The organism is Mycobacterium sp. 20KCMC460 (assembly GCF_022179425.1).
Taxonomy (GTDB): Bacteria; Actinomycetota; Actinomycetes; order Mycobacteriales; family Mycobacteriaceae; genus Mycobacterium; species Mycobacterium kiyosense.
The window spans coordinates 5,757,299-5,781,001 of the sequence record NZ_AP025524.1 but is presented as its reverse complement, the minus strand read 5'-3'; the positions used below and the strand labels follow the sequence as shown (position 1 = coordinate 5,781,001).

General features: G+C 66.8%; 27 protein-coding genes. 11 read left to right on the top strand and 16 right to left on the bottom strand.

Annotated features, from left to right (window positions below; genetic code table 11):
• Positions 1–100 precede the first annotated feature (100 nt).
• The 6 genes from MKCMC460_RS26600 to MKCMC460_RS26575 all read left to right on the top strand — a co-directional run bounded on the left by MKCMC460_RS26600 (position 101) and on the right by MKCMC460_RS26575 (position 5,383).
• Positions 101–1,267, top strand: coding sequence for an acyl-CoA dehydrogenase family protein (locus tag MKCMC460_RS26600; RefSeq protein WP_236978079.1), 1,167 nt, complete (start codon positions 101–103; stop codon positions 1,265–1,267).
• A gap of 82 nt (positions 1,268–1,349) precedes the next feature.
• A complete protein-coding gene (locus MKCMC460_RS26595) occupies positions 1,350–2,498 on the top strand; it encodes a thiolase family protein (RefSeq protein ID WP_236978077.1) in 1,149 nt (382 codons plus the stop codon).
• Positions 2,499–2,589: 91 nt separating this feature from the next.
• Positions 2,590–3,201 (top strand): TetR/AcrR family transcriptional regulator, encoded by a 612-nt coding sequence (locus tag MKCMC460_RS26590; RefSeq protein ID WP_236978075.1) that lies wholly within the window; start codon positions 2,590–2,592, stop codon positions 3,199–3,201.
• Complete coding sequence (locus MKCMC460_RS26585; RefSeq protein ID WP_236978073.1) at positions 3,198–3,701, top strand: hypothetical protein; 504 nt, start codon at positions 3,198–3,200, stop codon at positions 3,699–3,701. The genes MKCMC460_RS26590 and MKCMC460_RS26585 overlap by 4 nt, the downstream gene beginning before the upstream one ends.
• Positions 3,702–3,914: 213 nt before the next feature.
• Entirely contained in the window at positions 3,915–5,198 is a 1,284-nt protein-coding gene (locus MKCMC460_RS26580; RefSeq protein WP_238306048.1) for a cytochrome P450, read from the top strand.
• Entirely contained in the window at positions 5,195–5,383 is a 189-nt protein-coding gene (locus MKCMC460_RS26575; protein ID WP_236978072.1) for a ferredoxin, read from the top strand. Before MKCMC460_RS26580 ends, MKCMC460_RS26575 begins: the two co-directional genes overlap by 4 nt.
• Positions 5,384–5,390: 7 nt before the next feature.
• Here MKCMC460_RS26575 and MKCMC460_RS26570 read toward each other — a convergent pair whose 3' ends face one another.
• The 4 genes from MKCMC460_RS26570 to MKCMC460_RS26555 all read right to left on the bottom strand — a co-directional run bounded on the left by MKCMC460_RS26570 (position 5,391) and on the right by MKCMC460_RS26555 (position 9,454).
• Positions 5,391–5,585, bottom strand: coding sequence for a ferredoxin (locus MKCMC460_RS26570; RefSeq protein WP_238305061.1), 195 nt, complete (start codon positions 5,583–5,585; stop codon positions 5,391–5,393).
• On the bottom strand, positions 5,582–6,787 hold the full coding sequence (locus MKCMC460_RS26565; RefSeq protein ID WP_236978071.1) for a cytochrome P450: 1,206 nt from the start codon (positions 6,785–6,787) through the stop codon (positions 5,582–5,584). Before MKCMC460_RS26565 ends, MKCMC460_RS26570 begins: the two co-directional genes overlap by 4 nt.
• Before the next feature lie 121 nt (positions 6,788–6,908).
• On the bottom strand, positions 6,909–7,754 hold the full coding sequence (locus tag MKCMC460_RS26560; RefSeq protein WP_238305060.1) for an alpha/beta hydrolase: 846 nt from the start codon (positions 7,752–7,754) through the stop codon (positions 6,909–6,911).
• A gap of 44 nt (positions 7,755–7,798) precedes the next feature.
• Positions 7,799–9,454 (bottom strand): OB-fold domain-containing protein, encoded by a 1,656-nt coding sequence (locus tag MKCMC460_RS26555; protein ID WP_236978070.1) that lies wholly within the window; start codon positions 9,452–9,454, stop codon positions 7,799–7,801.
• A gap of 77 nt (positions 9,455–9,531) precedes the next feature.
• Between MKCMC460_RS26555 and MKCMC460_RS26550 the strand changes: the two genes are divergently transcribed.
• Together MKCMC460_RS26550 and MKCMC460_RS26545 are read left to right on the top strand one after the other, a co-directional pair.
• Entirely contained in the window at positions 9,532–10,311 is a 780-nt protein-coding gene (locus MKCMC460_RS26550; RefSeq protein WP_238305059.1) for an enoyl-CoA hydratase/isomerase family protein, read from the top strand.
• A gap of 17 nt (positions 10,312–10,328) precedes the next feature.
• Positions 10,329–11,624 carry an acyl-CoA dehydrogenase family protein gene (locus MKCMC460_RS26545; RefSeq protein ID WP_236978069.1) on the top strand — a complete coding sequence of 432 codons (1,296 nt, stop codon included), beginning with the start codon at positions 10,329–10,331 and terminating at the stop codon, positions 11,622–11,624.
• Here the strand turns inward: MKCMC460_RS26545 and MKCMC460_RS26540 are convergent.
• From MKCMC460_RS26540 to MKCMC460_RS26525, 4 genes are read right to left on the bottom strand one after another with little or no spacing between them, the layout of a single operon-like run.
• The gene (locus tag MKCMC460_RS26540; RefSeq protein WP_236978068.1) at positions 11,597–12,583 is read right to left on the bottom strand and encodes a phosphotransferase family protein; all 987 of its coding nucleotides are present in this window, start codon (positions 12,581–12,583) and stop codon (positions 11,597–11,599) included. The two genes, MKCMC460_RS26545 and MKCMC460_RS26540, sit on opposite strands and share 28 nt — an antisense overlap.
• On the bottom strand, positions 12,571–13,353 hold the full coding sequence (locus MKCMC460_RS26535; RefSeq protein ID WP_236978067.1) for an SDR family NAD(P)-dependent oxidoreductase: 783 nt from the start codon (positions 13,351–13,353) through the stop codon (positions 12,571–12,573). Before MKCMC460_RS26535 ends, MKCMC460_RS26540 begins: the two co-directional genes overlap by 13 nt.
• Positions 13,350–13,646: a ferredoxin gene (locus tag MKCMC460_RS26530; RefSeq protein WP_236978064.1), complete on the bottom strand. Its 297-nt coding sequence runs from the start codon at positions 13,644–13,646 to the stop codon at positions 13,350–13,352. Before MKCMC460_RS26530 ends, MKCMC460_RS26535 begins: the two co-directional genes overlap by 4 nt.
• Before the next feature lie 8 nt (positions 13,647–13,654).
• Positions 13,655–14,935, bottom strand: a complete 1,281-nt coding sequence (locus tag MKCMC460_RS26525) for an NADH-ubiquinone oxidoreductase-F iron-sulfur binding region domain-containing protein (RefSeq protein WP_236978062.1) — start codon at positions 14,933–14,935, stop codon at positions 13,655–13,657.
• Positions 14,936–14,968: 33 nt separating this feature from the next.
• Between MKCMC460_RS26525 and MKCMC460_RS26520 the strand changes: the two genes are divergently transcribed.
• A complete protein-coding gene (locus MKCMC460_RS26520) occupies positions 14,969–15,442 on the top strand; it encodes a hypothetical protein (protein WP_236978059.1) in 474 nt (157 codons plus the stop codon).
• Between the two features lie 2 nt (positions 15,443–15,444).
• On the opposite strand, the gene MKCMC460_RS26515 is transcribed toward MKCMC460_RS26520, so the two are convergent.
• The 6 genes from MKCMC460_RS26515 to MKCMC460_RS26490 form a co-directional block, all read right to left on the bottom strand.
• Entirely contained in the window at positions 15,445–16,314 is an 870-nt protein-coding gene (locus MKCMC460_RS26515) for an alpha/beta fold hydrolase (RefSeq protein ID WP_236978057.1), read from the bottom strand.
• Between the two features lie 17 nt (positions 16,315–16,331).
• Complete coding sequence (locus MKCMC460_RS26510; RefSeq protein WP_236978055.1) at positions 16,332–16,742, bottom strand: Rieske (2Fe-2S) protein; 411 nt, start codon at positions 16,740–16,742, stop codon at positions 16,332–16,334.
• A 1-nt stretch (position 16,743) separates the two neighbouring features.
• Entirely contained in the window at positions 16,744–17,901 is a 1,158-nt protein-coding gene (locus MKCMC460_RS26505) for an amidohydrolase family protein (protein ID WP_236978054.1), read from the bottom strand.
• Positions 17,902–17,928: 27 nt separating this feature from the next.
• On the bottom strand, positions 17,929–19,026 hold the full coding sequence (locus tag MKCMC460_RS26500; RefSeq protein WP_238305058.1) for an amidohydrolase family protein: 1,098 nt from the start codon (positions 19,024–19,026) through the stop codon (positions 17,929–17,931).
• A 205-nt stretch (positions 19,027–19,231) separates the two neighbouring features.
• The gene (locus MKCMC460_RS26495) at positions 19,232–20,131 is read right to left on the bottom strand and encodes an NAD(P)-dependent oxidoreductase (protein ID WP_236978053.1); all 900 of its coding nucleotides are present in this window, start codon (positions 20,129–20,131) and stop codon (positions 19,232–19,234) included.
• Positions 20,128–20,514 carry a carboxymuconolactone decarboxylase family protein gene (locus tag MKCMC460_RS26490; RefSeq protein ID WP_236978052.1) on the bottom strand — a complete coding sequence of 129 codons (387 nt, stop codon included), beginning with the start codon at positions 20,512–20,514 and terminating at the stop codon, positions 20,128–20,130. The genes MKCMC460_RS26495 and MKCMC460_RS26490 overlap by 4 nt, the downstream gene beginning before the upstream one ends.
• Before the next feature lie 58 nt (positions 20,515–20,572).
• Between MKCMC460_RS26490 and MKCMC460_RS26485 the strand changes: the two genes are divergently transcribed.
• Positions 20,573–21,205, top strand: a complete 633-nt coding sequence (locus MKCMC460_RS26485; RefSeq protein ID WP_236978051.1) for a TetR/AcrR family transcriptional regulator — start codon at positions 20,573–20,575, stop codon at positions 21,203–21,205.
• A gap of 3 nt (positions 21,206–21,208) precedes the next feature.
• Here MKCMC460_RS26485 and MKCMC460_RS26480 read toward each other — a convergent pair whose 3' ends face one another.
• On the bottom strand, positions 21,209–21,616 hold the full coding sequence (locus tag MKCMC460_RS26480; protein WP_236978050.1) for a DUF4189 domain-containing protein: 408 nt from the start codon (positions 21,614–21,616) through the stop codon (positions 21,209–21,211).
• Positions 21,617–21,799: 183 nt separating this feature from the next.
• Here MKCMC460_RS26480 and MKCMC460_RS26475 point away from each other — a divergent pair, with 183 nt between their 5' ends.
• Positions 21,800–22,546 carry an alpha/beta fold hydrolase gene (locus tag MKCMC460_RS26475; protein ID WP_236978049.1) on the top strand — a complete coding sequence of 249 codons (747 nt, stop codon included), beginning with the start codon at positions 21,800–21,802 and terminating at the stop codon, positions 22,544–22,546.
• On the opposite strand, the gene MKCMC460_RS26470 is transcribed toward MKCMC460_RS26475, so the two are convergent.
• Positions 22,547–23,683, bottom strand: a complete 1,137-nt coding sequence (locus MKCMC460_RS26470; RefSeq protein ID WP_238305057.1) for an ecdysteroid 22-kinase family protein — start codon at positions 23,681–23,683, stop codon at positions 22,547–22,549. It lies immediately after the preceding gene.
• Positions 23,684–23,703: the final 20 nt, after the last annotated feature.

Sequence of the window (23,703 nt, the reverse complement as noted above, 5' to 3'; positions counted from 1 at the left end):
GTCCGGTCTACCCGCGAGCAGACGCAAAAGCCCCTGAAGATGACCGATTCCGGGTGCGTTTGCGTCTACTCGCGCTGAAAGGAAGTGCCCCGTGGGTGGGATGAATTTTGAGCTGACCGAAGACCAGGAGTTGATCCGCCGGTCGGTGGCGGAGCTGGCGTCGAAGTTCGACGACCAGTACTGGATGGAGAAAGATCAGGCGCACGAATTCCCGACGGAGTTCTACCGCGCCATCGCCGACGGCGGCTGGCTGGGGATGACCATCCCGACCGAATACGGCGGACACGGCCTGGGCATCACCGAGGCCACCATCCTGCTCGAGGAGGTCGCCAAGTCCGGCGGCGCGATGAATGCCGCCAGCTCCATCCATCTGTCGATCTTCGGCATGCAACCGGTGGTGGTGCACGGTTCCGACGAACTCAAGGCCCGTACGTTGCCGCCGGTGGCAACCGGGCAGACCCACATCTGCTTCGGTGTGACCGAACCCGGTGCCGGCCTGGACACTTCGCGCATCACCACCTTCGCCAAGCGGGACGGCGACCGTTATGTGGTGAACGGCCGAAAAGTGTGGATTTCCAAGGCGATGGAGTCCGACAAGATTCTGTTGCTGACCAGGACGCAGTCCTACGACGAGGTCACCAAGAAGACCGACGGCATGACGTTGTTCCTCACCGACCTGGACCGCAGCCGGGTCGACATCCGGCCGATCCGCAAGATGGGCCGCAACGCCGTTAGCTCCAACGAGCTTTTCATCGACAACCTCGAGGTGCCGGTCGAGGACCGGGTTGGCGAGGAAGGCAAGGGATTTCAGTACATCCTCGACGGCCTGAACCCGGAGCGGATGCTGATCGCCGCCGAGGCGCTGGGCATCGGGCGGGTGGCGCTGGAGAAGGCGGTCAAGTACGGCAACGAGCGGGAAGTGTTCGGCCGCCCGATTGGGATGAACCAGGGCCTGCAGTTCCCGCTGGCCGACTCGCTGGCCCGCCTCGACGCCGCCGAACTCATGCTGCGCAAGGCCACCTGGCTCTACGACAACGGCAAACCCTGTGGGCGCGAAGCCAATACGGCCAAGTACCTGTGTGCCGACGCGGGCTTCGCCGCCGCCGACCGGGCGTTGCAGACGCACGGCGGCATGGGTTATGCGGAGGAGTACCACATCACGCGCTATTTCCGCGAGGCCCGGCTGATGAAGATCGCGCCGGTCAGCCAGGAAATGATCCTGAACTTCCTGGGATCCAACGTGCTTAAACTGCCGCGCAGTTACTGACGTAGGTTGTTGATCATCGAACGTGCACTGGCGGCGGGTTTTTCGCCCGCAGTGCACTTCGGCGAGCGAGAGGCGGCCGAACATGCGTGAAACGGTCATCGTCGAAGCCGTGCGCACCCCGGTGGGTAAACGCAACGGCGGTTTGTCCGGCATGCACGCCGCCGACCTGTCCGCCGTGGTCCTCAACGAACTGCTGGAACGCACCGGCGTCAGCCCCGAGATCGTCGACGACGTGATCTGGGGTTGCGTATCCCAGGTCGGCGACCAGTCCAGCAACATCGGGCGCTTCGCCGTGCTGGCGGCGGGTTGGCCGGAGAGCATCCCGGGCACCACGGTCAACCGGGCGTGCGGGTCCAGCCAGCAGGCTCTGGACTTCGCCGTGCATGCGGTGATGTCGGGTCAGCAGGACGTCGTGGTGGCCGGCGGCGTCGAGGTGATGAGCCGCGTCCCGCTCGGGGCGGCGCGGGCGACCGGCATGCCCTACGGCCCGAAAGTCCTTGCCCGCTATGACAATTTCTCGTTCAACCAGGGTCTGTCGGCGGAGCTGATCGCCAAGAAGTGGGGGCTCTCCCGCACCCGGCTGGACGAGTACTCCGCCTTGTCCCACGAGCGCGCCGCCGCCGCGCAGGACAGCGGCGCCTTCACCGAGCAGATCGTGCCGGTCTTCCCCGGGGAAGCGGCCGTCGTCGACGCCGACGAAGGGGTGCGGCGCGGCACCAGCGTCGAGAAGTTGGCCGGGCTCAAACCGGCCTTCGCCGAGGACGGGGTGATCCACGCGGGCAACTCCTCGCAGATCTCCGACGGTGCGGCCGCGCTGTTGGTGACCACCTCCGACCTGGCGCTGGAAATGGGGCTGACGCCGATCGTGCGCTATCGCGCCGGAGCGGTCACCGGCGCCGACCCGGTGCTGATGCTGACCGGCCCCATTCCGGCCACCAAGAAGGTGCTGGCCAAGTCCGGCATCAAGATCGGCGACGTCGGGGTCTTCGAAGTCAACGAGGCCTTCGCGCCGGTGCCGTTGGCCTGGCTCGCCGAGACCGGCGCGGAGCCCGAACGGCTCAATCCGCTGGGCGGCGCCATCGCGCTGGGCCACCCGTTGGGTGCTTCCGGTGCGGTGCTGATGACGCGGATGATCCACCACATGCGCGCCAACGGCATCCGATTCGGGCTGCAGACCATGTGTGAGGGCGGCGGTACCGCCAACGCGACGATCGTCGAGCTGGTCGGCTGAAAATCGGCGCCGCCACCCCCTTGTCAGCGTAGCCAAACCAACCTACTGTGTGTTCAGTAGGTTTTGCTACAGCCCAATTCCTAGGAGCGCGGTGCCCGAAGCGCGGCCGTACGACACGCTGCTCGCCAAGGGCGAGGACCGTAAGCAGCGGATCCTCGCGGTGGCACAACGACTGCTGTCTCGCAACGGATGGCGCACCACCACCCTGGCCCAGATCGCCAGGGAGGCCGGGGTGAGCCCGGCCGGGCTGCTGCACCACTTCGAGTCCAAGGAACAGTTGCTGCACGCGGTGCTGGATGCCCGTGACCTCGACGACGACACGCACTCCGACCGCGGCGGCGATCTGCTCGGCGAGATCGCGCAGGTCGCCGACCGGTTCAACCGGGCGCCGGAACTGGTCGGCACGTTCACCGTGCTGTTGGTGGAGAACATCGACCCCGACGCGCCGCTGCACGACCGTCTGGTCACCCGCCAGCGGGACGCCACCGAAATCGTCGCTGCCGCCATCCGCCGAGGTCAGGCCGAAGGCCGGTATCGCGATGACATAGACCCAGCCGTCAAGGCGGTGGAAATCCTCGCCTTCACCCACGGAATGGAAATGACATGGTTGCTCGACCCGTCGATACCACTGGCCGAGGTGTTCAAGGAGTACGCGGAGTCTCTGGCGCGCGACTTCTCCCCGTCGGCAGCGAGCACGACATGAGGTACCGCCTCGACGTCGTGGCCTCCAGCGTCGCCGATGTCGTGACGTTTGCCGGGGGCTGGCTGTTCGACCGGTCGATGGCCGGCTGGGACGTCACCGTGCTGCTGACCGACCACCCCGACGACCGGCCGCTGCACATCCTGGGCGCGAAGACGCTCGACCTGGAATTGGCACTGGCCTCGGCGCAGACGCGACCCCGGCCGCAGGCGTTGGCGGCCGCGGCCGACCTGGTCGGCTCGGACCCGCGGGTGCGCGCGGGGGTGTTGCAGGCCCTGGACCACGGCGTCACCGAAGTCATCCTGTGGGGCAAGACCTGGCCGGCCGAACTGGACGACAGCGTGGGCCGGGTGCAGCACCAGCTGAGCATGGCGGCCCGCAAGTTCAAGGCGCGGGCGCTGGCCGCGGCCGCGGCGCCGCTGAGCTCCATCGGTCCGGTCGAGTCGTTCCGCAGCGGCTTGATGGCCTGCCGGTCGGTTGCGGCCGACCTGCTGCCGGCCTGACGCAGCGCCGTCGGCGCCCACGGTGCATGCCGCGACGCTCGATCGGCGTGTCGCGTCGGGCATTTCGCAGTCGGCGGCCGGCTCGGCGCCCGACCGGACCCGGCGGGCCCGGATGTCCTCGCAATCGCCGTTGCGATTTCGCCGGCGCCTGTGAAAATGTAATACTCAACAATGAGAGCCAGATTCTCGCTAGCTGAGATCAAGGAGCTGCAGATGGTGAACGACCTCACCGAGCTGGACTTTTTCCGCGACAAGCAGCTGGTCCAGGATCCTTACCCGTACTACGAGGCCCTTCGCCAGCAGTGCCCCGTCACGCGCGAAGAGCACCACGGCGTCACCATGGTGACCGGCTGGGAAGAAGCCTGCGCCGTGCTGAACGACGCCGATACCTGGTCGTCGTGCATCTCGGTGACCGGACCCTTCCCGGGCTTCCCGGTGTCACTGGAAGGGCTGGGCGACTCCGACCTCACCGAGCTGATCGAGCAGAACCGCGACAAGCTGCCGTTCAGCGACCAGCTGCCGACCCTGGACCCGCCCACCCACACCAACCACCGCTCGCTGCTGATGCGGTTGATCACCCCCAAGCGCCTCAAGGAGAACGAGGACGCGATGTGGGCGCTGGCCGATCAGGTGCTCGACGACTTCCTGGCGCCGGGCAAGGGCGAGTTCATCAAAGGGTTCGCCGGCCCGTTCACGCTGCTCGTCATCGCCGACCTGCTGGGTGTGCCGATGGAGGACCGGGACAAGTTCGTCAAGGGCATCCGCGAGCACTCCGGCGGCGGCATCGGCGGCACCGGCAAGGAAGCGCTGGCGCACAGCCCGCTGGAATTCCTCTACGGCCTGTTCTCCGACTATGTCCGGGATCGCCGCCGCGAGCCCCGCGACGACGTGCTCACCGGCCTGGCCACGGCCACATATCCGGACGGGTCCATTCCGGAGGTCGAAGACGTTGCGCGCGTTGCCAGTAACGTGTTCTCGGCCGGGCAGGAGACCACCGTCCGGCTGCTCGGGGCCGCGCTGCAGACGCTCGGGGAGCGCCCCGACATCCAGGCGCAGTTGCGCAAGGACCGCAGCCTGATCCCCAACTTCATCGAGGAATCGCTGCGCATCGAGAGCCCGGTCAAGGGCGACTTCCGGATGAACCGGGTGCCGGTCAATGTCGGTGGTGTCGATCTGCCGTCGGGAACCACGGTGATGATCGTGCAAGCCGCGGCCAACCGCGACCCGCGCCGCTTCGACGACCCGGCCACCTTCGACCCGGCCCGCAAGAACGCCCGGCAGCACATCTCGTTCGGCCGCGGCATTCACAGCTGCCCCGGCGCCCCGTTGGCACGGGCCGAGACCCGGGTGGCGATCGAGCGGCTGCTGGACCGGACCTCCGAGATCAAAGTCGACGAACAGGTGCACGGTCCCGAGAATCAGCGCCGCTACCAATACGTTCCGACCTACATCCTGCGTGGCCTGACCGAGTTGCACCTGGAGTTCACGCCGGCATGAAGGTCTGGGTCGACGACGGGTTCTGCCGCGGGCACGGCATGTGCCTGACGTTGTGCCCGGAAGTGTTCACCCTCACCGACGACGGCTACGCCGAGGCGATAACCTCGGAAATTCCAACCGAATTCGAGGCGGCTACCCGTGAGGCCATCGAATGCTGTCCGGAGCAGGCGATCAAGGAGCGTTGAGGGGTTTCTAGTCCTCGACGAGCAGGATCGCTTGGCGCGGGCATTGTCGAACGGCCTCGCGCACCTGCTCCTCGATGTCCGGGGTGACCTCGGTCCGGTGCACCGTCAGCATGTCGTCGTCGCCGAGTTCGAATACCTCGGGGATGATGCCCATGCACACGCCGTTGCTTTCACACAGGTCCCAGTCGACTTCGATCCTCATCGGACTACCTTCACCGGCACGTTCTTCCAGCCCGCGACATTCTGCATCTGCACGCGGTTGCAGTTCTCCCAGTCCACCTCGTAGCGGGGCATGAAGTCCAGCAGCTTGTCCAGCGCGATCGCGCTCTCCATCCGGGCCAGCGCCGCGCCCAGACAGCTGTGTATTCCGTAGCCGAAGCTCAGGTTCAGCGCCTCGTGACTGTTGCGGTCGATGTTGAAGGTGTCGGGGTCGGTCCACGCCCGCGGGTCGCGGTTGGCCGCTCCGTTGATCAGGAACACCGGTTTCATCGCCGGGATGGTGACTCCGTGCAGCTCAACATCTTTGACCGAGCAGCGGACCTGGTACTGCGACGGCGCCTCGTAGCGCAGCAGTTCCTCGACCGCGGCGGGAATCTTGCTGCGGTCGTCGAGCAGTTTCTGCCACTCGCCGGGGAACCGCGCGAACACCACCGGTGCGTTGCCGATCAGCTTGGTGACGGTTTCGGCGCCGGCACCGCCCAAAAGTGTTGCGAATCCCGCGATTTCGACGTCGTCCAGCTTGGTGGGATGGCCGTCCTCGCGGGTGATCTCGGCGTTGATCAGCTTGGTGAACAGGTCGTCCTGCGGTTCGGCACGGCGCTGTTGCAGGATGTCGTAATAGAGCATCCCGGTTTCGATGTTGGCCTGCATGCCGCGTTCGCCGACCTCGACTTGCCCGGGCTCGCGATGCAGTGACTCGTCGATCAGGTAGCGGATCCGCTGGGCGTTCTCTTCCGGCACGCCGAGCATCGTGGTGATCACCTCGACCGGGAACGGGCCGGAGAAGTCCTGCACCACATCGAAGTTCTCCGGGTCCACCTTGGCCAGGTACTTGTCGATCTTCTGGCCGACCATCTCGCGCTGGGATTGGATCGCGCGGGGGGTGAACACCTTGTTGAGCAGGCTGCGCATGTGCCGGTGGTCCGGCGGGTCCATGAAGATGATCGACTTCTGCTCCGGCGGCCTGCCGGTGCGCACCATCGACAGGTCGATGCCGAAGGCCGAGGAGTAGGTCTCGAAGTTCTTCAAGCCCGCGGCGACGTCCGCGTGGCGGGTCAGCGCATAGAAGTCGTACTCCTCGCTGTAATAGACCGGCGCTTCCTCCTGCATGCGCCGGTAGGTATCCCAGGCGCCGTTGAAGAAGTCCTCGGAGAAGGGATCGAAGGTGACCTTCGATTTGGTCATGGAACGCTCCTCGCTGATGAGCTGCGGGCTGACACCATTACAGCTGAACGTCTGACTGTAACGCTAACGGTAGCGGCTTCCGGGCGTTGCGGAAAGGACCGAAAGACCCGAATCGGAAGCATCAACCGGCTTCCCGCGCACCGGCGCCGCCGCGCGCGCTCACGCACTGGTCCACGAACGCGAATACGGTGCGGTGGTAGTCGGCCGCGGAATGACCGAGGCTCAGATTGTGTCCGGCGTCGGAATGCAATTCGGTGACGAATGACGGTGCCGTCTGGAACATCCCGCCGATTTCGGCGAGCGCGGCCGGGTCGGACCGGAAGACATTGTCGTGCTCGCCGAGGCTGTAGCGCACCGGCACGCGGACCGCGGGCGCCAGCTCCGGGAAATAGCGGTGCGGCCAGTTCAGCGCCACGTCCCGTTCGTACGGCGGAGCCGACGACGAGTTCGTGACGCCGTGCAGGATGTCCGGGGGATACAGCCGGGTCGGCTCCCACAGCAGTTCGCGGGTGCCCGGTGGCCGTTCCTTGACCTCGGCCGCTTTCATGATCTGTTTGGCGGCGTCGTGGTAGCGCCTGCCGGTGCCACCGAGTTCCAGGCCCAGCAGGCCGGCGCCGCGGTGGTCGCCCGCGTGGGCGGCCATCCGGGTGGCCAGTTCACACCCACCCGAATGGCCCAGCAGGAACAGCCCGGCACCGCGGGGCCGCTCGCCCAAGATCCGGTCGAGCGCGCCGTAGGCGAGATCGACGCGCTGCTCGGGGGTCTGCACCGCCTCCGGATATGCCGCGGAGCTGCCGTGTCCCGGCCGGTCGATCGCGACGACGGTGAATCCCAGCGTCGCTCCCAGCCGCAACAGTGACAGCTCGGGATGCCCGGGGCAGTCGAAGTAGACGGCGCTGGTGCCACCGCCGTGAATGGCCAGCAGCACCGCTTTGGGGTTGTCGGCCTCGGCGATGACGCCCGACATGGGGACACCGTCGACGATGACGACCCGTGGTCTTACCGGACTGTTCACGCGTCGGCCCGGAGCAGGATCACGCCGCTGGGCGTGAGGCCGCCGCTGCTGACCACGCCGACGCGGGCGTCGGCGACCTGGCGCGCGCCGGCCTCGCCGCGCAGCTGGGTGACCGCCTCGTGCAGCAGACCCATGCCGTGCGTGCGGCCGTGCGAGAGCTGCCCGCCGTGGGTGTTGAGTGGGATCACGCCGTCGCGGGCGATGTTGCGGCCGCCGTCCAGGAATTCGCGGGCTTCACCGATGCCGCAGAATCCCAGCGCCTCGATCCAGGACAGGCAGTTCATGGTGAACCCGTCGTACAGTTCGGCGACGTCGACGTCGGAGGGCCGCAGCGAGGTGCGTGTCCACAGATGCGCCGCTTGCCCCAGTACTTGCGGCTCGTGGGTCAACGTGCTCTGGTCCCAGTCGATGGGCTCGATGATCTGCGTCCCCACCGCTTCCACCAGCACCGGCGGCTTGGCCAGGTCGCGGGCGGCGTCGACGGCCGAGACGATGACGGCGACGGCGCCGTCGCAGGGCACGTCGCAGTCGTAGAGCCCGAACGGCGTGGTGATGGGCCGGGCGCCCAGGTAGTCCTCCATCGTCATCGGGTCGCGATAGATCGCGGTCGGGTTCAGTGCGGCGTTGGCGCGCTGGTTGAGCGCGATCCAGCCCAGCGTCTCTTTGGTGGTGCCGTACCGGTGGAAGTGGCGCTGGGCGTTGAGCGCCAGCGTGTGTGCGGCGGACGTCGCGCCGAACGGCCACTGCCAGCTGGTGGTGCGGCCGCCGGACGGGACGATCTTGCCCCGCTTCATCTGCTCGTTGAAGGTGGCTTCCCACAGCGTCCGGAAGCACAGCACGTGCCGGGCCAGGCCGGCCGACACCGCCAGCATGGCCGCGATCACCGACCCGCCCGGGCCGAACGTCTCGATTCCGCCGTTGTGCCAGGTCGGCCGGATGCCCAGCGCGGCTTCCAGCGCGGTCACCCCGCCCTCGCCGAATCCGCCCAGGTTGCCGCCGCCGGGGTAGGTGGACAGGCCGTCGATGTCGGCGAAGGTCAGTCCCGCGTCGGCGATCGCCGCCTCGCAGGCGTCGATGGTGAGCGACAGCGGCGGCAGCATCTGGCGACGGCCGATCTTCGACATGCCGATACCGGTGAGGGCGACCTTGTCCTCGAACTTCTCGGTGGTCAGCATCGGGCGGACGTGCTCGCCGAAACGTTCCGGGGCGATCGCGTCGTCGGGGAGTGGGCCGGGGTCGACGCCGGGGACCGGACGGAACAGCGGCAGCCAGACGTCATCGACCTGCTCGAAGACCACCTGCACCTGCTGGCCCAGCTCGAGCGCCTCTGGGTCGGAGTCCACGATGTTGGTGGTCAGGCGAACCCGCGGATCCTCGGCGATCGCCACCTGAGCGACCACGTACGGCGCAGGCATGCCGGGGATGCTGAAGCGGTGATTGACGGTGAACCCGGCCAGCGTCGCCCGGCCGGAAACGTCGCGCACGCCGATGTCGCGGGAGCGGCAGTACCGGCAAACCGGTGCGGGCGGATGGATCAGCGCCTGGCAGGCCCGGCATTCCCGGAACCGCAACTGCCCGTCGGCGCCGGCGGTCCAGAAGAACTCGTTCTCGTCTGTGAGCTGGGGCAGCGGGCGACCCGGTGCAGCTGACACGTCACCTCCGCAAATAGAACGGCCACCGCATTGGTAGGCCCGTTATGCGAATACGAGAATTACGTTATCATCTTTGGGTGACGGAGACGCTGGTGCGTGAGACACCACGCTCCGGTGTGGAAGTGCTGCGGCTGAACCGCCCGGCGCAACTGAATGCCATCAATAGCGCGCTGCTGGCCGATCTGACCGAGACGTTCGCAGCGCTGGCCCGCGACACGTCGGTGCAGGCGGTTGTTCTCACCGGCGCCGGGCGTGGGTTCTGCGCCGGTCTGGACGTTCGCGACTTCGGACCCGGTATCCCGGCGGCCGACGATCCCGTGATCGACCGGCTGAGGTTTCAGGAATCCATGGCCGCGTTACCGCAGGCGATCCGCGATTTGCCGCAGCCGGTGATCGCCGCGGTCAACGGGCCGTGTGTCGGTGCCGGGCTCGCGTTGTGTCTGGCGGCGGATATCCGGATCTGTTCGACGGCAGCGTCATTCGCCAATGCGGCGATCCTGCTGGGATTGTCGGGTGCCGAGATGGGCATGAGCTATCACCTGCCGCGCATTGTCGGCACCAGCGTCGCCGCGGACTGGATGCTCACCGGGCGGCCGGTGACCGCGCAGGAGGCCGACCGGCGCGGGTTGGTGAGCCAACTGGTGGAACCCGATGAGTTGCTGGACTGCGCGATCGAGTCGGCGGGGCGTATCGCCGACCTGACACCGCTCGGGGTGCAGCTGACCAAGCGTGCGCTGCAGGTCAATACCGACGCTGCCGGCCTGGGCCCGGCCATCGAATTGGAGAACCGCAATCAGGTGCTTACGCACGCCACCGACGAGGCTGCCGCGCTTCGTCGCAAGTGGGCGCAGCGTTAACCCGAGAGGATCGGCTTGTGGCGTGGGACTTCTCGACTGACCCGGACTGGGCGGCGCAACTGGCCTGGGTGGACGACTTCGTGCGCTCGGAGTGCGAGCCGGTTGACTTGTTGGTCAAAGAGTCTCACGATCTCAACGACCCGGTGCGTCAGGCGCTGATTCCGCCGCTGCAGCAGATCGTCAAAGAGCGCGGCCTGTGGGCAACCCACCTCGGGCCGCACCTCGGCGGGCCGGGGTACGGGCAACTTAAACTGGCGCTGCTCAACGAGATTCTGGGCCGCTCCGAATGCGCTCCGATCGTATTCGGATCCCAGGCACCGGATTCCGGCAACAGCGAGATCCTGGCCCACTACGGGACCCCGGAGTTGAAGAAGCGCTATCTCGAACCGCTGCTGGACAACCGGATTGTGTCGTGCTTCTCGATGACCGAACCGCAGGGTGGTGCCGACCCGAAGGTGTTCACCACCACCGCGGTCCCCGATGGCGACGAGTGGATCATCAACGGCGAGAAGTGGTTCTCCTCGTTCGCGTCGATGGCCTCCTTTCTGATCGTGATGGCCGTGACCGACCCGGAAGCCCCGCCCTACGAACGGCATTCGATGTTCGTGGTGCCCGCCGAGACGCCGGGCATCAATGTGCTGCGCGACGTCGGTTTGGGCTACCAACCGGTCGGCGGTGGCCGCGAAGGCTATGTGCGCTACGAGAACGTCCGGGTTCCCGCCGACCACATGCTCGGTCCGCGCGGCGGCGCTTTCGTGGTAGCCCAAACGCGGCTCGGCGGTGGCCGCATCCACCACGCCATGCGTACCGTCGGCCTGGTGCGGCGCATCTTCGACATGCTGTGCGAGCGTGCGGTTTCCCGACGCACGCAGGGTGACATGCTGGGCAACAAGCAGCTGGTGCAGGAGATGATCGCCGACTCGTGGATGGAGATCGAGGCGTTCCGGCTGCTGACGTTGCAGACGGCGTGGAAGATCGATCAGCACAACGACTACAAGGCGGTTCGCGCCGACATCTCGGCGGTGAAGGCGATGATGCAGAAGGTCCTGCACGACGTGTCGGCACGCGCGTTGCAGGTGCACGGTTCGCTGGGCACGACGCACGAGATGCCGTTCGTGCAGCATCTGGTCGAGTCGTTCGTGCTCGGCCTGGCCGACGGCCCCACCGAGGTGCACAAGACGGTGCTGGCCCGGCTGCTACTCAAAGACCGCAAGCCGGCACCGGACCTGTTTCCCTCCGAGCACCTGCTGCGGCTGCGCGAGGCGGCCGAACGCAAGTTCGCCGCTCAACTGGCGGGCATCCCGCGCTCCTGATCGAGCAGCTGACGCGCTCTGGACAGCAAGTGCGGCAAGGTGCGCGACATGTCTTCCAGGCCCGGATCCGGCCGGTCCCGGCGGCGGTTGTGCTTGACGATCAGCGACCAGGTAGCCACGGACTTGAAACACGCCAACGCCTGAAACCAGTCGAGATCGGCCATCGTGGTTCCGACGGCCTCCTGGTAGATCGAGGACAATTCGTCGGTCGGCGGTGCGCAGGAAATGTAAGGCGTTGCACGCCGGTAGGTTTGCGGATCGCTGTTGATCAGAAACCACCCCGCGTCGATGCGTGGATCACCGACCGACCATATCTCCCAATCGATCACAGCGGTGATCCGGTCCCGCTCGGCGAGCAGATTACCGAGCCGGAAGTCGCCGTGCACCAGAGCCGGCCCCGCCGGCGGCGGAACCGAGTCCCGCAGCGCGCCCGCCACATCGTGCCAACCCGGCGCCAGTGCGGGGTCCACCGTCTGCAGTGTGCGGCACCAGCGTTCGATCTCGTCTGCGGCGCCGACGATCGGCTCGTCGGGTAGCCCGAGGGCGGTGGGCTCGATGCGGTGCAGCCGAGCCATGGTGGCGGCCGCGCGTCGGAATCGCTCGGCCACAACGTTACTCGACAGTGGCGCGGTGTCGAGGTCGAACAGCGGCTCCGGCGAGCTGCCCTCGATCCAGGACATCACGAACAGCGGCGGTATCTCCGGTGGGTCGCCAGGGTCTTCCCACAACACCTCGGGGACAGGAACCGGTGTGCGGCTGAGGGCGGCGATGATGCGGCTCTGGCGCAACACGTCGCGATGGCCGGTCGGGGCGACGCCGGTCGGGGCCACCTTCACCACCACGGGCCGGCCGGACAGTGAGCCCGCGTAGGTCAGGCTGGATGCCCCGCCGGCCAGCGGCGCCAGGCCCTCGATTTGGGCGAGCCGGGCACTCAACTGATGGAAAGTCAGCTCAGCCAACCGATTTCACGCAGGAAAGGTTGGGTGTGCGCGATGCGGCCGGTGGTGGTTGCGGGGTCGCAGGTGCACAGTTCGAGTGCGGTCTGGGTGATCAGCCCGATGTCCTCGGTGTCGGTCTTGGCCAGGTCCAGGGTGCCCGCACCGGGTGTGGCGACCGGGTTGGACGGTGCGGCCGCGTTGACCGCGATACCGTCGTCGTACAGCTCGGCCGCAAGGCTTTTGGTGAGCCGGTTGAGGGCAGCTTTGACGGTCCCGTAGATGCCGAAGCCCGCGCTGCGGTCGAACTCGTCGAACGGCGGTCCGGACGGTAGATCCCCACCTACCGACGTCACATTCAGCACCCAGCCACGCCGGCGTTCCCGCATCGCTGGGATGGCCAGTTGGGTGAGGTGCAGCGGCGCGAGGACGTGCATCTCCATCATCAGACGCACCCGTCGTTCCGGAAAATCTTCGAGCGGTCGCAGAAAAGTGACCGCCGCGTTGTTGACCAGGATGTCGGGCGCACCGACTTGTTGGACGACTTCGGCGAAGAGCCTTTCGCGCTCTTCGGTCTTGGACAGGTCGGCCTGCACCGCGATTGCCGACCCACCCGCGGCGGTGATCTCCGCCAGTGTATCCCGCAGCGAACCTTGGTATTTCGGGTCGGGATCCAGTGTCCGTGCGGTCAGGGCCACGGTGGCGCCCTCAGCTGCCAGTCGCTGCGCGATCGCCTTGCCCAGACCCCTGCTGCTTCCGGTCACCAAGGCGGTCCGCCCGGCACACCTCGTCAACGGATGAATCCCCACTCCGCTTCGTTGGATTCGGTCTTAACCCGTGACGCCGGGTCGTCCTCGTCGTGCAACTCCGGGTGCGGGATGCTGGGTTTGGGCTCGCCGACCTCGGTGATCGCATGCACCGGGCAGTCCAGTAGCGCGCGCATCACCGCGTCGCGATCCTGCTGCGGCACATCGCCGTTGCCGATCACGCAGGCGTAGCCCCAGTCGTCGAGGGAGAAATATTCGGGAGCATGCTTGGCGCACAAACCGAAACCATCACAGACGGTGCGGTCCAACTTGATCCTCATCGCCCGCCTCACCCCGCTACCTGATAGGGACGGTCGGCGCGATACGCGCCGTCGCGGCAATCCGGACAGGTGCCGTGCAGGTGACGGGCGACCTCGTCGGGGAACTGGTCGAGCAGCGAGGCCGCGATGTTGCAGGCGGCGTCCAGCGTCCCGCAGGCGCCGCGACCGCGCAACACCAGCGACCAGCGGCGCAACCGATCCAGATCCTCGACGGCTGCCACCCCGTCCCGCAGCGCCCCGGCGGCGGCCGCCATGGCCGCCGTGCCGTTGAAGCACGAACCGCACTGCCCGGCGTTCTCGCGGTCGAAGTAGGCCAGCACGGACGCCGCGACCGCCACCGGGCACTCGTCGACGATCACCGAGATCGCTCCGCAGCCCAGCCCGCTGCCGAGCCCGCGGATGGTCTCGTGATCCAGGGTGGCGTCCAGCACGCGCCGGTCGAGCAATCCGGCGAAGTAGCCGCCCATCAACACACCGCGTACCTTCTCGGCCGAAACACCATGCAGCGCAAGCAGTTCAGCAAACGCGACACCGTGCGGCAGTTCGTAGAGCACTGCTGGCCGGCCGGCGCCGGTAATGGTGGCCAGGAAGGTTCCCGGCGACTGCGCGGTGCCCTGCGAACGGAACTCCGCGGCGCCGTGATTCTGCAGGTAAGCCAGCTGGGCGAGCGTCTCGACGTTGCTCACCAATGTGGGCCGTCCCCCGACACCGACCTCGAACGGGCGCGGTGGCTTGTCGGTGGGCTTGGTAGGGCCGCCGTTGATCGCGTTCACGGCGGCGGTCTCCTCCCCGGCGACGTACCCCGGGTCGACGGCGACGACGTCGACGCTGACACCACCGAGACAGGTCGGGTCGAGTTCGCTGAGCGCCGCCTCGACACTGCGCGCCGACTCGGCATCCGAGACGAAGACGTAGGCCCGCTCGGCGGCCACCAGCGCCGCGGCCAGCCGCAGACCGTCCAGCACCAGGTGCGGACGGTTGCGCAGCAGCCACCGGTCCTTGATCGAAGCCGGTTCTCCCTCTTCGCCGTTCGCCACCGCGACTGGGCGGCCGTACTTGGCGCCGTTGGTGCGGACCGTGCGCAACTTCACCGCAAGGGGGAAGGCCGCACCGCCGCGACCGAGCAGTCCACCCGCCTCGACCTCGGCAAGCAACCGTTCGGCATCGGCGAGCGGACGGTATCCGTCGCGCTCGCGGTAGGCCGCCAGATCCTCCCGACCCGAGCCGAGCAGCCGCGGCGGACAGCCGGGCCACGCGGTGGTGCGAAGTACCGAGTCTGTCGTCGTCATGAGACAACCCGTCCGGCAGTTAGGCTTGCCCGCATGCGGACTGCGGTGGTGCGCGTCAACGTCGACCCGACCGGTGTACTCACGGCCGGACAGTTAGCGGAGGGCATGGCAACGCTCCTGGGACTCGTGCGGCAGAAAGGCGCCGACGTCGTCGAGATCGACCTGCCGAACCGGCCGCCGGGCCGGCGCGAACTCGAAGTCCTCGTCACCGGTGACGATGTCGAGGACACGAAGCGAACCGCAATCGACTTGTGCGCCAGATCTTTTGGCACTCAGCCGATGGTCGGCGTGACGACGTTCATCAGTCGGGGCACCGACGACGACGCCCACGGCGTGCTGTCGGGTTTCGGGCTCACCGGCCAGATCGTGCGTCAGCCCGGGGACGACGGCTACGACATCGTCTACGTCACGCTGCGCGAAGAAGACCTCGACAGAGTCCCGGAAAGCCGCATCCACACCGCACTCGAGGCGTCGCTGAACTGTGAGGTCCACATCCGGACCGGCTGACCTCATGATCGGCCCAGGAATTCCAGGATCGGCGGGGCGGCCAGCACCCAGGTGTCGAACATGTTGAAGTGCTTGACGCGTCCCGCCGCCCGGTCCTCGGAGGCACGTTCCCAGGCGTCCTCCGGCCACGGCGGGTCGATCAGTTTCGAACCTTTGATCAGGCAGCTGACTTCCAGCGAGGTGCGCTTAGGGTGATCCAGGTCGTTTTCACCGCCGCGGATGATCAGCGTGGGAACCTTGATGCGGTCGAACATCTCGTCTTCGACACCCGGAATGGTCTGTCCGGGCTTGGAGACGAACGCGTTGAGCCAGCGCAGCTGGATCTTCAGGAATTCGTCTCTGTCGAAGTCGAGGAACCGTTGCTTGTTGGCCGGGTTCTCCGCGATGCGGTCGCGCCACTCCTGGACTTTGATCACGCCGTCCATGCCGGTGCCGCGGACCGCGAGGATGCTCGGCACGATGTAGAAGGACCCCAGCACGAACGTGCCGTAGACGCCGCCGACGGTGTTCCACACCACCAGCTTGGTGACCATGTCGGGGTAGAGCATGGTGGTGAGCATGGAATCCCTTGCGCCACCGGATCCCCCGGCCAGGATGCACCGCTGGAAGCCCAGGCCGGTCACCAGCTTGTGCAGCGTTTCGGCGCGCATGTGCGATTCGCTCTGCCCGTAGAACTGCACGTCGGACGCGCCGCAGTTGGGCCGGTCCCAGAGCAGCACCCGGTAGCCGCCGGCGGCCAGCGCTTCGGCCAGTGGCCGCAGCCCCTCGATCTCCTTGCTGAACCGCCCGCCCGGCGTCAGGGCGATGAGATCGCCTTTCTCGCCGAGGATTTCGTATACGACGTTGCCACCGTTGATCTCGAGGGATGACACATTGCTCTCCTGGTTCGTCACGCCATCACCACCACGTCATTGCCGACCACCCGGACCGGGTAGGTGCGGATGCTCCACTCCGGTTTAACGGCGGTGGTGCCGGTCGCCAACTCGAAACCCCATTGGTGCCAAGGGCAGTAGATGTACTCCAGGTCGCGTACCATGACGGCGTCGCCGGGGGCGGTCTCGTCGACGATGGTGCGTCCGCGGGCGCGGCCCGAGCACAGCGGTCCGCCTTGGTGCGGGCAGTAATTCGCGATCGCATAGAAGGAGCCGTGGACGTTGTAGACACCGACGCCGTGCCGTCCGATCGGCACCAGTTTGTGTGTGCCCGGCGGGATTTCGTCGACCGTCGCGACGACGTGTTCACGGCCTTGGGCAAGGCGGGGTTGGGGCCTGGCGACTGCCCCGGTTTCGTCAGGAGTCAACTCAGAGCACCCGTACCTGACCCTCGAGCACCGGAACGGTCTCGGGGAGGTGGTAGGTCGCGATGCCGTTCTTGTACATCACCGCGTCGCGGGCCGCCTTGGGCAGGTGCTTGACCAGCCAGCGCGGGTCGTCGAACGTCCAGTGCGGGTAGTCCGAGGAGAACAGCAGGATCTTCTCGCACTCCATCCACTCCAGTGCGCGGGTCAACTCGGTCTTGTCCTCCGGGTAGTCCAGTGGCTGGGTGGTGAACTTGATGTGGTCCTTGACGTATTCGCTTGGCTTGCGCTTGATGTCCACCCACGACTTGCGGGCCGCGTAGATCGAGTCCATGCGCCACATCAGTGGCAGGATCCAGGTGAACGCGTGCTCGACGAAAACGATTCGCAGCGTGGGGAAGCGGTCGAAGACGCCGTCGAAGATCAGGCTCATCACCTGGTTGGCCGCCAGCAACGAGTAGGTGACCATGAAGTCGTGGTTGTAGCTGGGGAAGCCCACCGGCGGCGTGGGTAGCTCCTCGTAGTGACTGCGCGACAGGTGGCAGCTGACCGTGATGTCGTGTTTGGTGGCGGCGGCCCAGATGGGGTCGTACTTCGGGTTGCCCCAGGACGGCCGCGGTTCGGCCTTGATCAGGATCTGTGCCATGTAGGGGTGCCCGGCCCACCGCTCGATTTCGCGCACCGAGGCGTCCGGATCCTCGATGGCGGCGCAGATCGAGCCGCGCCACCGCTGGTGCCAGTTGTTGTGGCTGTCCAGCCAGTGGTTGGCCTGCCAGTCGTTCAACGCCACCGACATGGCGTGCTGCGCCTCGGGGATGCGCGCCGGGTAGGCGGCCGGTTCCAGGATCGCGATGTCGGAGCCGGCTTCCATGATCAACTGGCGAAACGCCAGATCTGGGTCGCTGCAGGGGAATTCGCCGTTGGACGGGAAGGAGTCCACCCGCATCGCGTAGCTGTGCGCGTAGTCGGGGGCGTCGTAGTAGATCTGTTCGCCGACGTTGCGGGTGAGGAAGTACTTGCTGCGCCAGGGCTCTGGGATGTACGGGACGAGTTCACCGCGCTTGGGTGCGGGGTGAACGTCGGAGTCCACGCATCGGACGGGGATGCGCTCGGCGGGCGGAACCCGCTCCGAGGTATGCGTCGTGGAATGGGTCACGGTCATCTTCGATCTCCTCGATCTCCCTGGCTTCTACTGTGCGCCCACCCCGGCGGGGATGTCTATCCCGTAGAGCTGTGCGGCGTTGCGCCAGCACAACTTCTCGCGCTGCTCCGACGACAGGGCTTTGGGCAGTTTGCGGATGTCGGCGCACTGCCAGTGCGGATAGCTGGAGCCGAACATCACCATGTCGTCCTTGCCGGTGAAGCCCAGCCACTCTCCGGCGAACTCGGCGTCACCGGGTCCGTCCATGGCGCCCTGGATGAAGTACACGTGGCCGGGCAGGTAGTCGCTGGGTATGCGGGGAGCCCACGGCGTCTGCTCCAGGTGCGGCCGCCCGAAGGTGTCCATCCGCCAGCTGAACGGCGTCAGGAAATCGGCGGCGCCGTCGGCCCAGACGAACTTCAGCGTGGGGAAGCGTTCGAACACGCCTTCGGCGATCATGTTCATCAGGTGATAGAGGTAGTTGAGCGCCATGAAGCTGACGTACTGCTCGTAGGTGCGGGTGTTGCCGGACGGTGTCGGTGCGAAACCGATGCCGGAGCCGGATTCGATGTGCACCGCAACCGGGAGGTTCGCCTCGGCCGCTGCCTCCCACAGCGGCCAGAACTGGGGTTTGCCGTAGACCTCGCGGGACTGCAGCGGCACCCCGATCTGGACCACTCGGGGATGGTCGCGGTACTTGTCCAGCTCGCGCAGCGCGCCGGCGATGTCGTCGGGATTGACCCGGATGGTGCCGCGGAAGCGGTCCCCGAACTTCTCCGAGTCCAGCCAGCGCGACACCAGCATCTCGTTGTGCGCGGCGTGCAGGGCGCTGCCCAGGTGACGGTCCGGCATGATGCCGCGGCCCATTGGGTGCAGGATCGCCACATCCACGCCACGTTTCGAAAACAGTTCGGTGGCAACGAATTCCGGGTCGGATCCCGGATAGCTGCGGCCGCGCTCCGGGCCTTCGGTGTTGGGCGCGTACTCGCCGCCCGGAGCCCCGTACCAGTCCATCTCGTAGTCGGGAAAGCCGCGGCTCTTGAACGGCTCGCGCAAGAAGCTGCGCAGGTCCTTGTTCGAGGGGAAGAAGATGTGCACGCTGGCGTCGATAACCGGTGTGCGCGTCCCGTCAGCGTGCTCGATCACGACAGCCACCTTTCGGCCGCGGCGACGCGGGCCGGTCCGACCGGCCTACAGGATAGATAACCTAACATTTGTCCTGATCGTCCTTCAGTGGATTTCCGGTAAGCATTTCGGTTACCCATCTGTCCAGTTCAAGGGGCTTTTTTCGGCCTTGGCGTAAGTCAAGTTCTTCAATATTGATATTAACATTCTCCCCGCCGAATGTAACTCATGTCTTGGGATCTGCCGAGCCCACCGTGACGCCAGCGACCGCCTCGAACGGCTTGATCACCGCGGTGAAGTCCGAGTCGGGCCCCTGGGAACGCGCCGCGGTTTCCCACAGCTGTCCCACGGTCTCGGCGAGGGCGGTGGCCACCCCCAGCGCACGGGCTTCCTCGAGGTAGAGCCGCACGTCCTTGACCATCAGTCCGGTGGCGAATCCGTAATCGAAGGTGCGCGGCAGGATCGCGCGCGGGAACTTGTCGCGGCTGGCGCTGGTGGCACCCGAGCCGGCGTTGAGCACATCGATCATGACGGCCGGGTCCAGACCCGCCTTGACGCCCATCACCACCACTTCCGCGGTGGCGACCAAGACGTTGGCGGCCAGCATGTTGTTGGCCAGCTTCATGGTCTGCGCGGAACCGGGTTTGTCGCCGACGTAGAGTGGCCGGCCCAGCGTCGCGAGCAGGCTTTGCACGTCGTCGAACTCGGCGCGCGGACCCGACACCATCAGGGCCAGCGTGCCCTTTTCGGCCCCGCCGACGCCGCCGCTGACCGGGCTGTCGATCGCGACGATGTCGCGTCGGGCCAACCGTTCATGGATCTGCGCCGCCATTGTGCTGCCGACCGTGGACAGGTCGACGAAGCGACGGATCCGCGAACCCTCGATCAGCCCGGCCGGACCGGTAGCCACGGCGAGCGACGCGGCCGGAGTCGGCAGGCTGGCCAATACGGTCTCGGCCCGGTCGGCGACGTCTTTCGCCGACGACGCCCCTCGAGCGCCCAGGGCGATGACGCGTTCGAGGGCCGCTGGTTGTGCATCGAAGGCGACAACGTCATGGCCGACCTCGACGAGACGGCGCGCCATCGGAAAACCCATGTGCCCCAGCCCGACGAATCCGACGCTCACGTGTCGGCCTTGTCCAGGGCGGCGAAGATCTCGCCGGCCGCGCGGAAGCTGTCGACCGCGGCGGGCACTCCCGCATAGATGGCGACCTGAAGGAAAACCTCACGGATCTCCTCGCGGGTGACGCCGTTGGTCAGCGCGGCCCTGATGTGAGTGCGCAGTTCGTGGGGCCGGTTGAGCACCGAGGTCATGGCCAGGTTCAGCATGCTGCGCGTCTTGCGGGTCAAGCCGTCGCGTCCCCACACCGCGCCCCAGCAGTATTCGGTGACCAGATCCTGCAGGGGACCGGTGAAGTCGTCGGCCTCGCCGATCGCCTTGTCGACGTAGTCCTTGCCCAGGACCTCGGAGCGGATCTGTCGCCCGCGGTCGTACGTCTCGCTGTTCAACGGCTCTCCTGTCGGCTGACGGACGATTCTAAATATACATAGCAGTATACTTTTCCGGGTGGTGACTGCTGCCCGGCGCGGACGGCCGACTCAAGCCGAGGCCAAGAAGCTGCATCAGAAGTTGCGCCGGGCCGCCGCCGCGTCCTTTCTCGAGTACGGCTACGACGGCACCACCATGGATGCGATCGCCCGCGCAGCCGGGATCACGCGCAGAACGCTGTATGCGCGTTACTCCGACAAGCGAGCCGTCTTTCTCGACGTCATCCCGTGGGCGCTGACGCGCCGGACCGAGGACGACGGCAGTCAGGACCTGGACAGTGGCGACCTGCGTGCTGCTCTGCTGGCGATCGGACGCGCAGGACTCGCCCGCGCGATCGACCCGGACATCGTGCGACTGACGAGGCTGGCGATTAACGAATCGGCCCGGTTTCCCGAGTTCGCACTCAGCGCGCATTCGATGACGTGGTCGGCCCGCCACCGGCAGGTCATGGACCTGCTGCGCCGCCATCAGGAGAAAGGCGCGATAGCAGTCGACGATCTCGAAGTGGCGGCGGGCCAGTTCATCGGCATGGTCGAGCATCTGCCCGGGCGGTTGGCCGACTGCGGGATCTACCGCAGTGCCGAAGACGATGAGCGACACGTCCAGCACGCCGTCGAGCTGTTCCTGCGCGGCGTCCTGCCGCGGGATTGACAGCTAATTGCAGGCCCAGTCGACCGGCCAGCCGCCACCGAGCCTGTTGACCGCGTGGATCTCGGCGGCGGTGCGGGTGAGTCCGATGCCGCCGTGGTACGTGGTGCCGTCATGCGCGACTGCGCCGCACTTGGTGAAAGTGCTGACCACGATGCAGGAGGGCGAACCGCAGCGGGACAGCGCGAGCTGCTCGGCCCCCAGTTTGCTCACATGTCGCCGCGCTTTGCCGGAGCTGCCGTCCGGGGAGTAGGCGATCGCGCCGTACTTGGTGAGCAGCGGCGGAATGTTCTGCGGTGTCGCGTCCGTGTGGACCCGGGCGTGGGCCGGCTGAACCAGGGTGGCGACCAGTGCGAGGGCGGCAACCAGACCTGCGAATACGCGTGCGACCCGACGCCGTTGTCGTGTCGTCATGTGCCGTTTCCTTTCTCTCGAATCGTGGCGGGACAGTCATGTGAGCACATGTTTACAAGAACGAAACATGCGCCTTCTACACTACCGAGATTTTGCGGGGAGCGCCGTTTTCCGTCCTCAGGGCACACGCTCGCGCGGCGGCCGGGCTGACTTTTTGGTCCGGGCTGTAGCAGGATCGGGTGGATGAGCCTGCCCGGTCTGGTGCTGATCCACGGTGGGGCTCATGCCGGTGACTGCTGGGAGCTTACGGTCGCCGAATTGTTCAGCCGGGCACCGGAATTGCGCGTGTTGGCGGTCGATTTGCCCGGTCGGGGCCGCAACGAGGCCGACCCGGCGAAGGTGAGCATCGCGGACTGGGCGGACTGCGTGGTGGCCGACGTAGACCGCGCCGGATTGGACTCGGTGGTGGTGGTCGGGCATTCGCTGGGCGGATTGGTGGTAACTGCGGTGGCGGCGAAGCTCGGTGCGGCCCGGGTGCGTGAGCTGATTCTGGCGGCCGCGTTCGTGCCGCCGCAGGGGTCCAGCGTGGTGAAAAACCTGCGGGGACCGCTGGCGCCGCTGGCCAGGTTCGGATCCCGGCTCGGGCGGCCGGGCTCGTCCTTCGTAATGCCTTCCGCGGCAGCAAGATTGACGTTCTGGAATGGTCTGCCCGCGGACCGGCGCCGCCTCGCCCGAAAACGGCTCTATCCGGAGAACGCCGGTGTGATCGTCGAATGCGTCGATCGCGCGGACCTGCCCGACGAGGTTCCCCGGACCTGGATCATGACCCTGCGCGACAGGGCGTTGTCACCGAGTCAGCAGCAGCGCTGTGTCGCCGCGCTCGGCGGCGTCGACACGCTGGTGTGCCTGGACACCTGCCACGACCTGATGTACAGCGAACCGGAACGACTGGCGGCGATCCTGCTGGAACGTTGCCGGGCTCGATCGTGACTACAGGGAAAGCTTCAGTGCGGCAATGGTTTCCAGGTCGTCCAAAGCCGCGACGCCGCGCCGCAGCCCCTCCAGTGCGATGTCTTCCACTTGCATTCCGCCCATCCCCGCGGTGATCAGCGACGCCACGTACGCATAGAGCGCGCCTTGCCGGAACCGTAGCCAGAGGTCGTCGGCGTCGAGATGGGGTCCACCGCCGGCAGCCAGCGCGCGTCGGTAGTCGTCGAGCAACTCGCGCTGCGCGTCGATGCGGTCCGCCGGGGTCAGGCTGGTGATCAGCGTGTAGGCCAGCTCGCGGGACGGGTGGCCGCGGCGCACCGCCTGCCAGTCCAGCAGGCCGGCCGCGCCGTCGCGGAAGTACACGTTGCCCGGATGCGCGTCGCCGTGCATGACGGTGTGCGGCTCGGTGTCGATGACGGCGGCGACGGCGCGGTAGTTCTCGGCGATGAAACGGCCCTTCTCCACCGGGATGTCGGTGCGTTCACCGAGCCGCTTGATCGAGGTGTTCATCAGTGAGCCGGTCAGCAGCGACGTGACGTCGCCCGAGGGGGTGTAGAGCCAGCCCAGCGGACCGCGGCCACCGACCGGCAGCCGTCCCCAGAAGGTGGCGTGCAGCTTGGCCAGCAGTTCGACGATCAGGCTGGCCTGATCCACCGACAGCGGGTGCAGGGTGTCGGGAAACTGGCAGGAGTCGGTCGGCAGGTCTTCCAGAGCCAGCAGGTACCGCCCGGTCCACGGGTCGAAAGCTGTTCCGTAGCACTGCGGGACCCCAGGAAGTTCCGGAGCCAGCTGGCTGTAGAAGCGCACTTCGGTGTGCCCGAGCCGGCCGAGTTCACCCATCAATCGGGTCGCGGCGGTCTGGGCCGTGAGCTTGACGAACAACGTCTCCGGTAGGCCGTCCCCGCTCACTGCCAGGCGTGCCCGCGACGACGTCCCGGCGTGGTCGCCGAGCAGGCGCACCCAGCTGACCTTGGTCCCCAGCACATCGGAAAGGGTGGCAGCGTCGAGTTGATCGACGCTGCGCGGCAGGCCCGCGCGGCGCCCGACAATAGCGTCGGTGGCGACCCGGCCTACCCCCCGACCCAGATGCATCGCCAACCCGAGCGCGGCGATCGCTTGTGGTACAGGGTTTTTCATCACGATCCATTCTCAGTCGA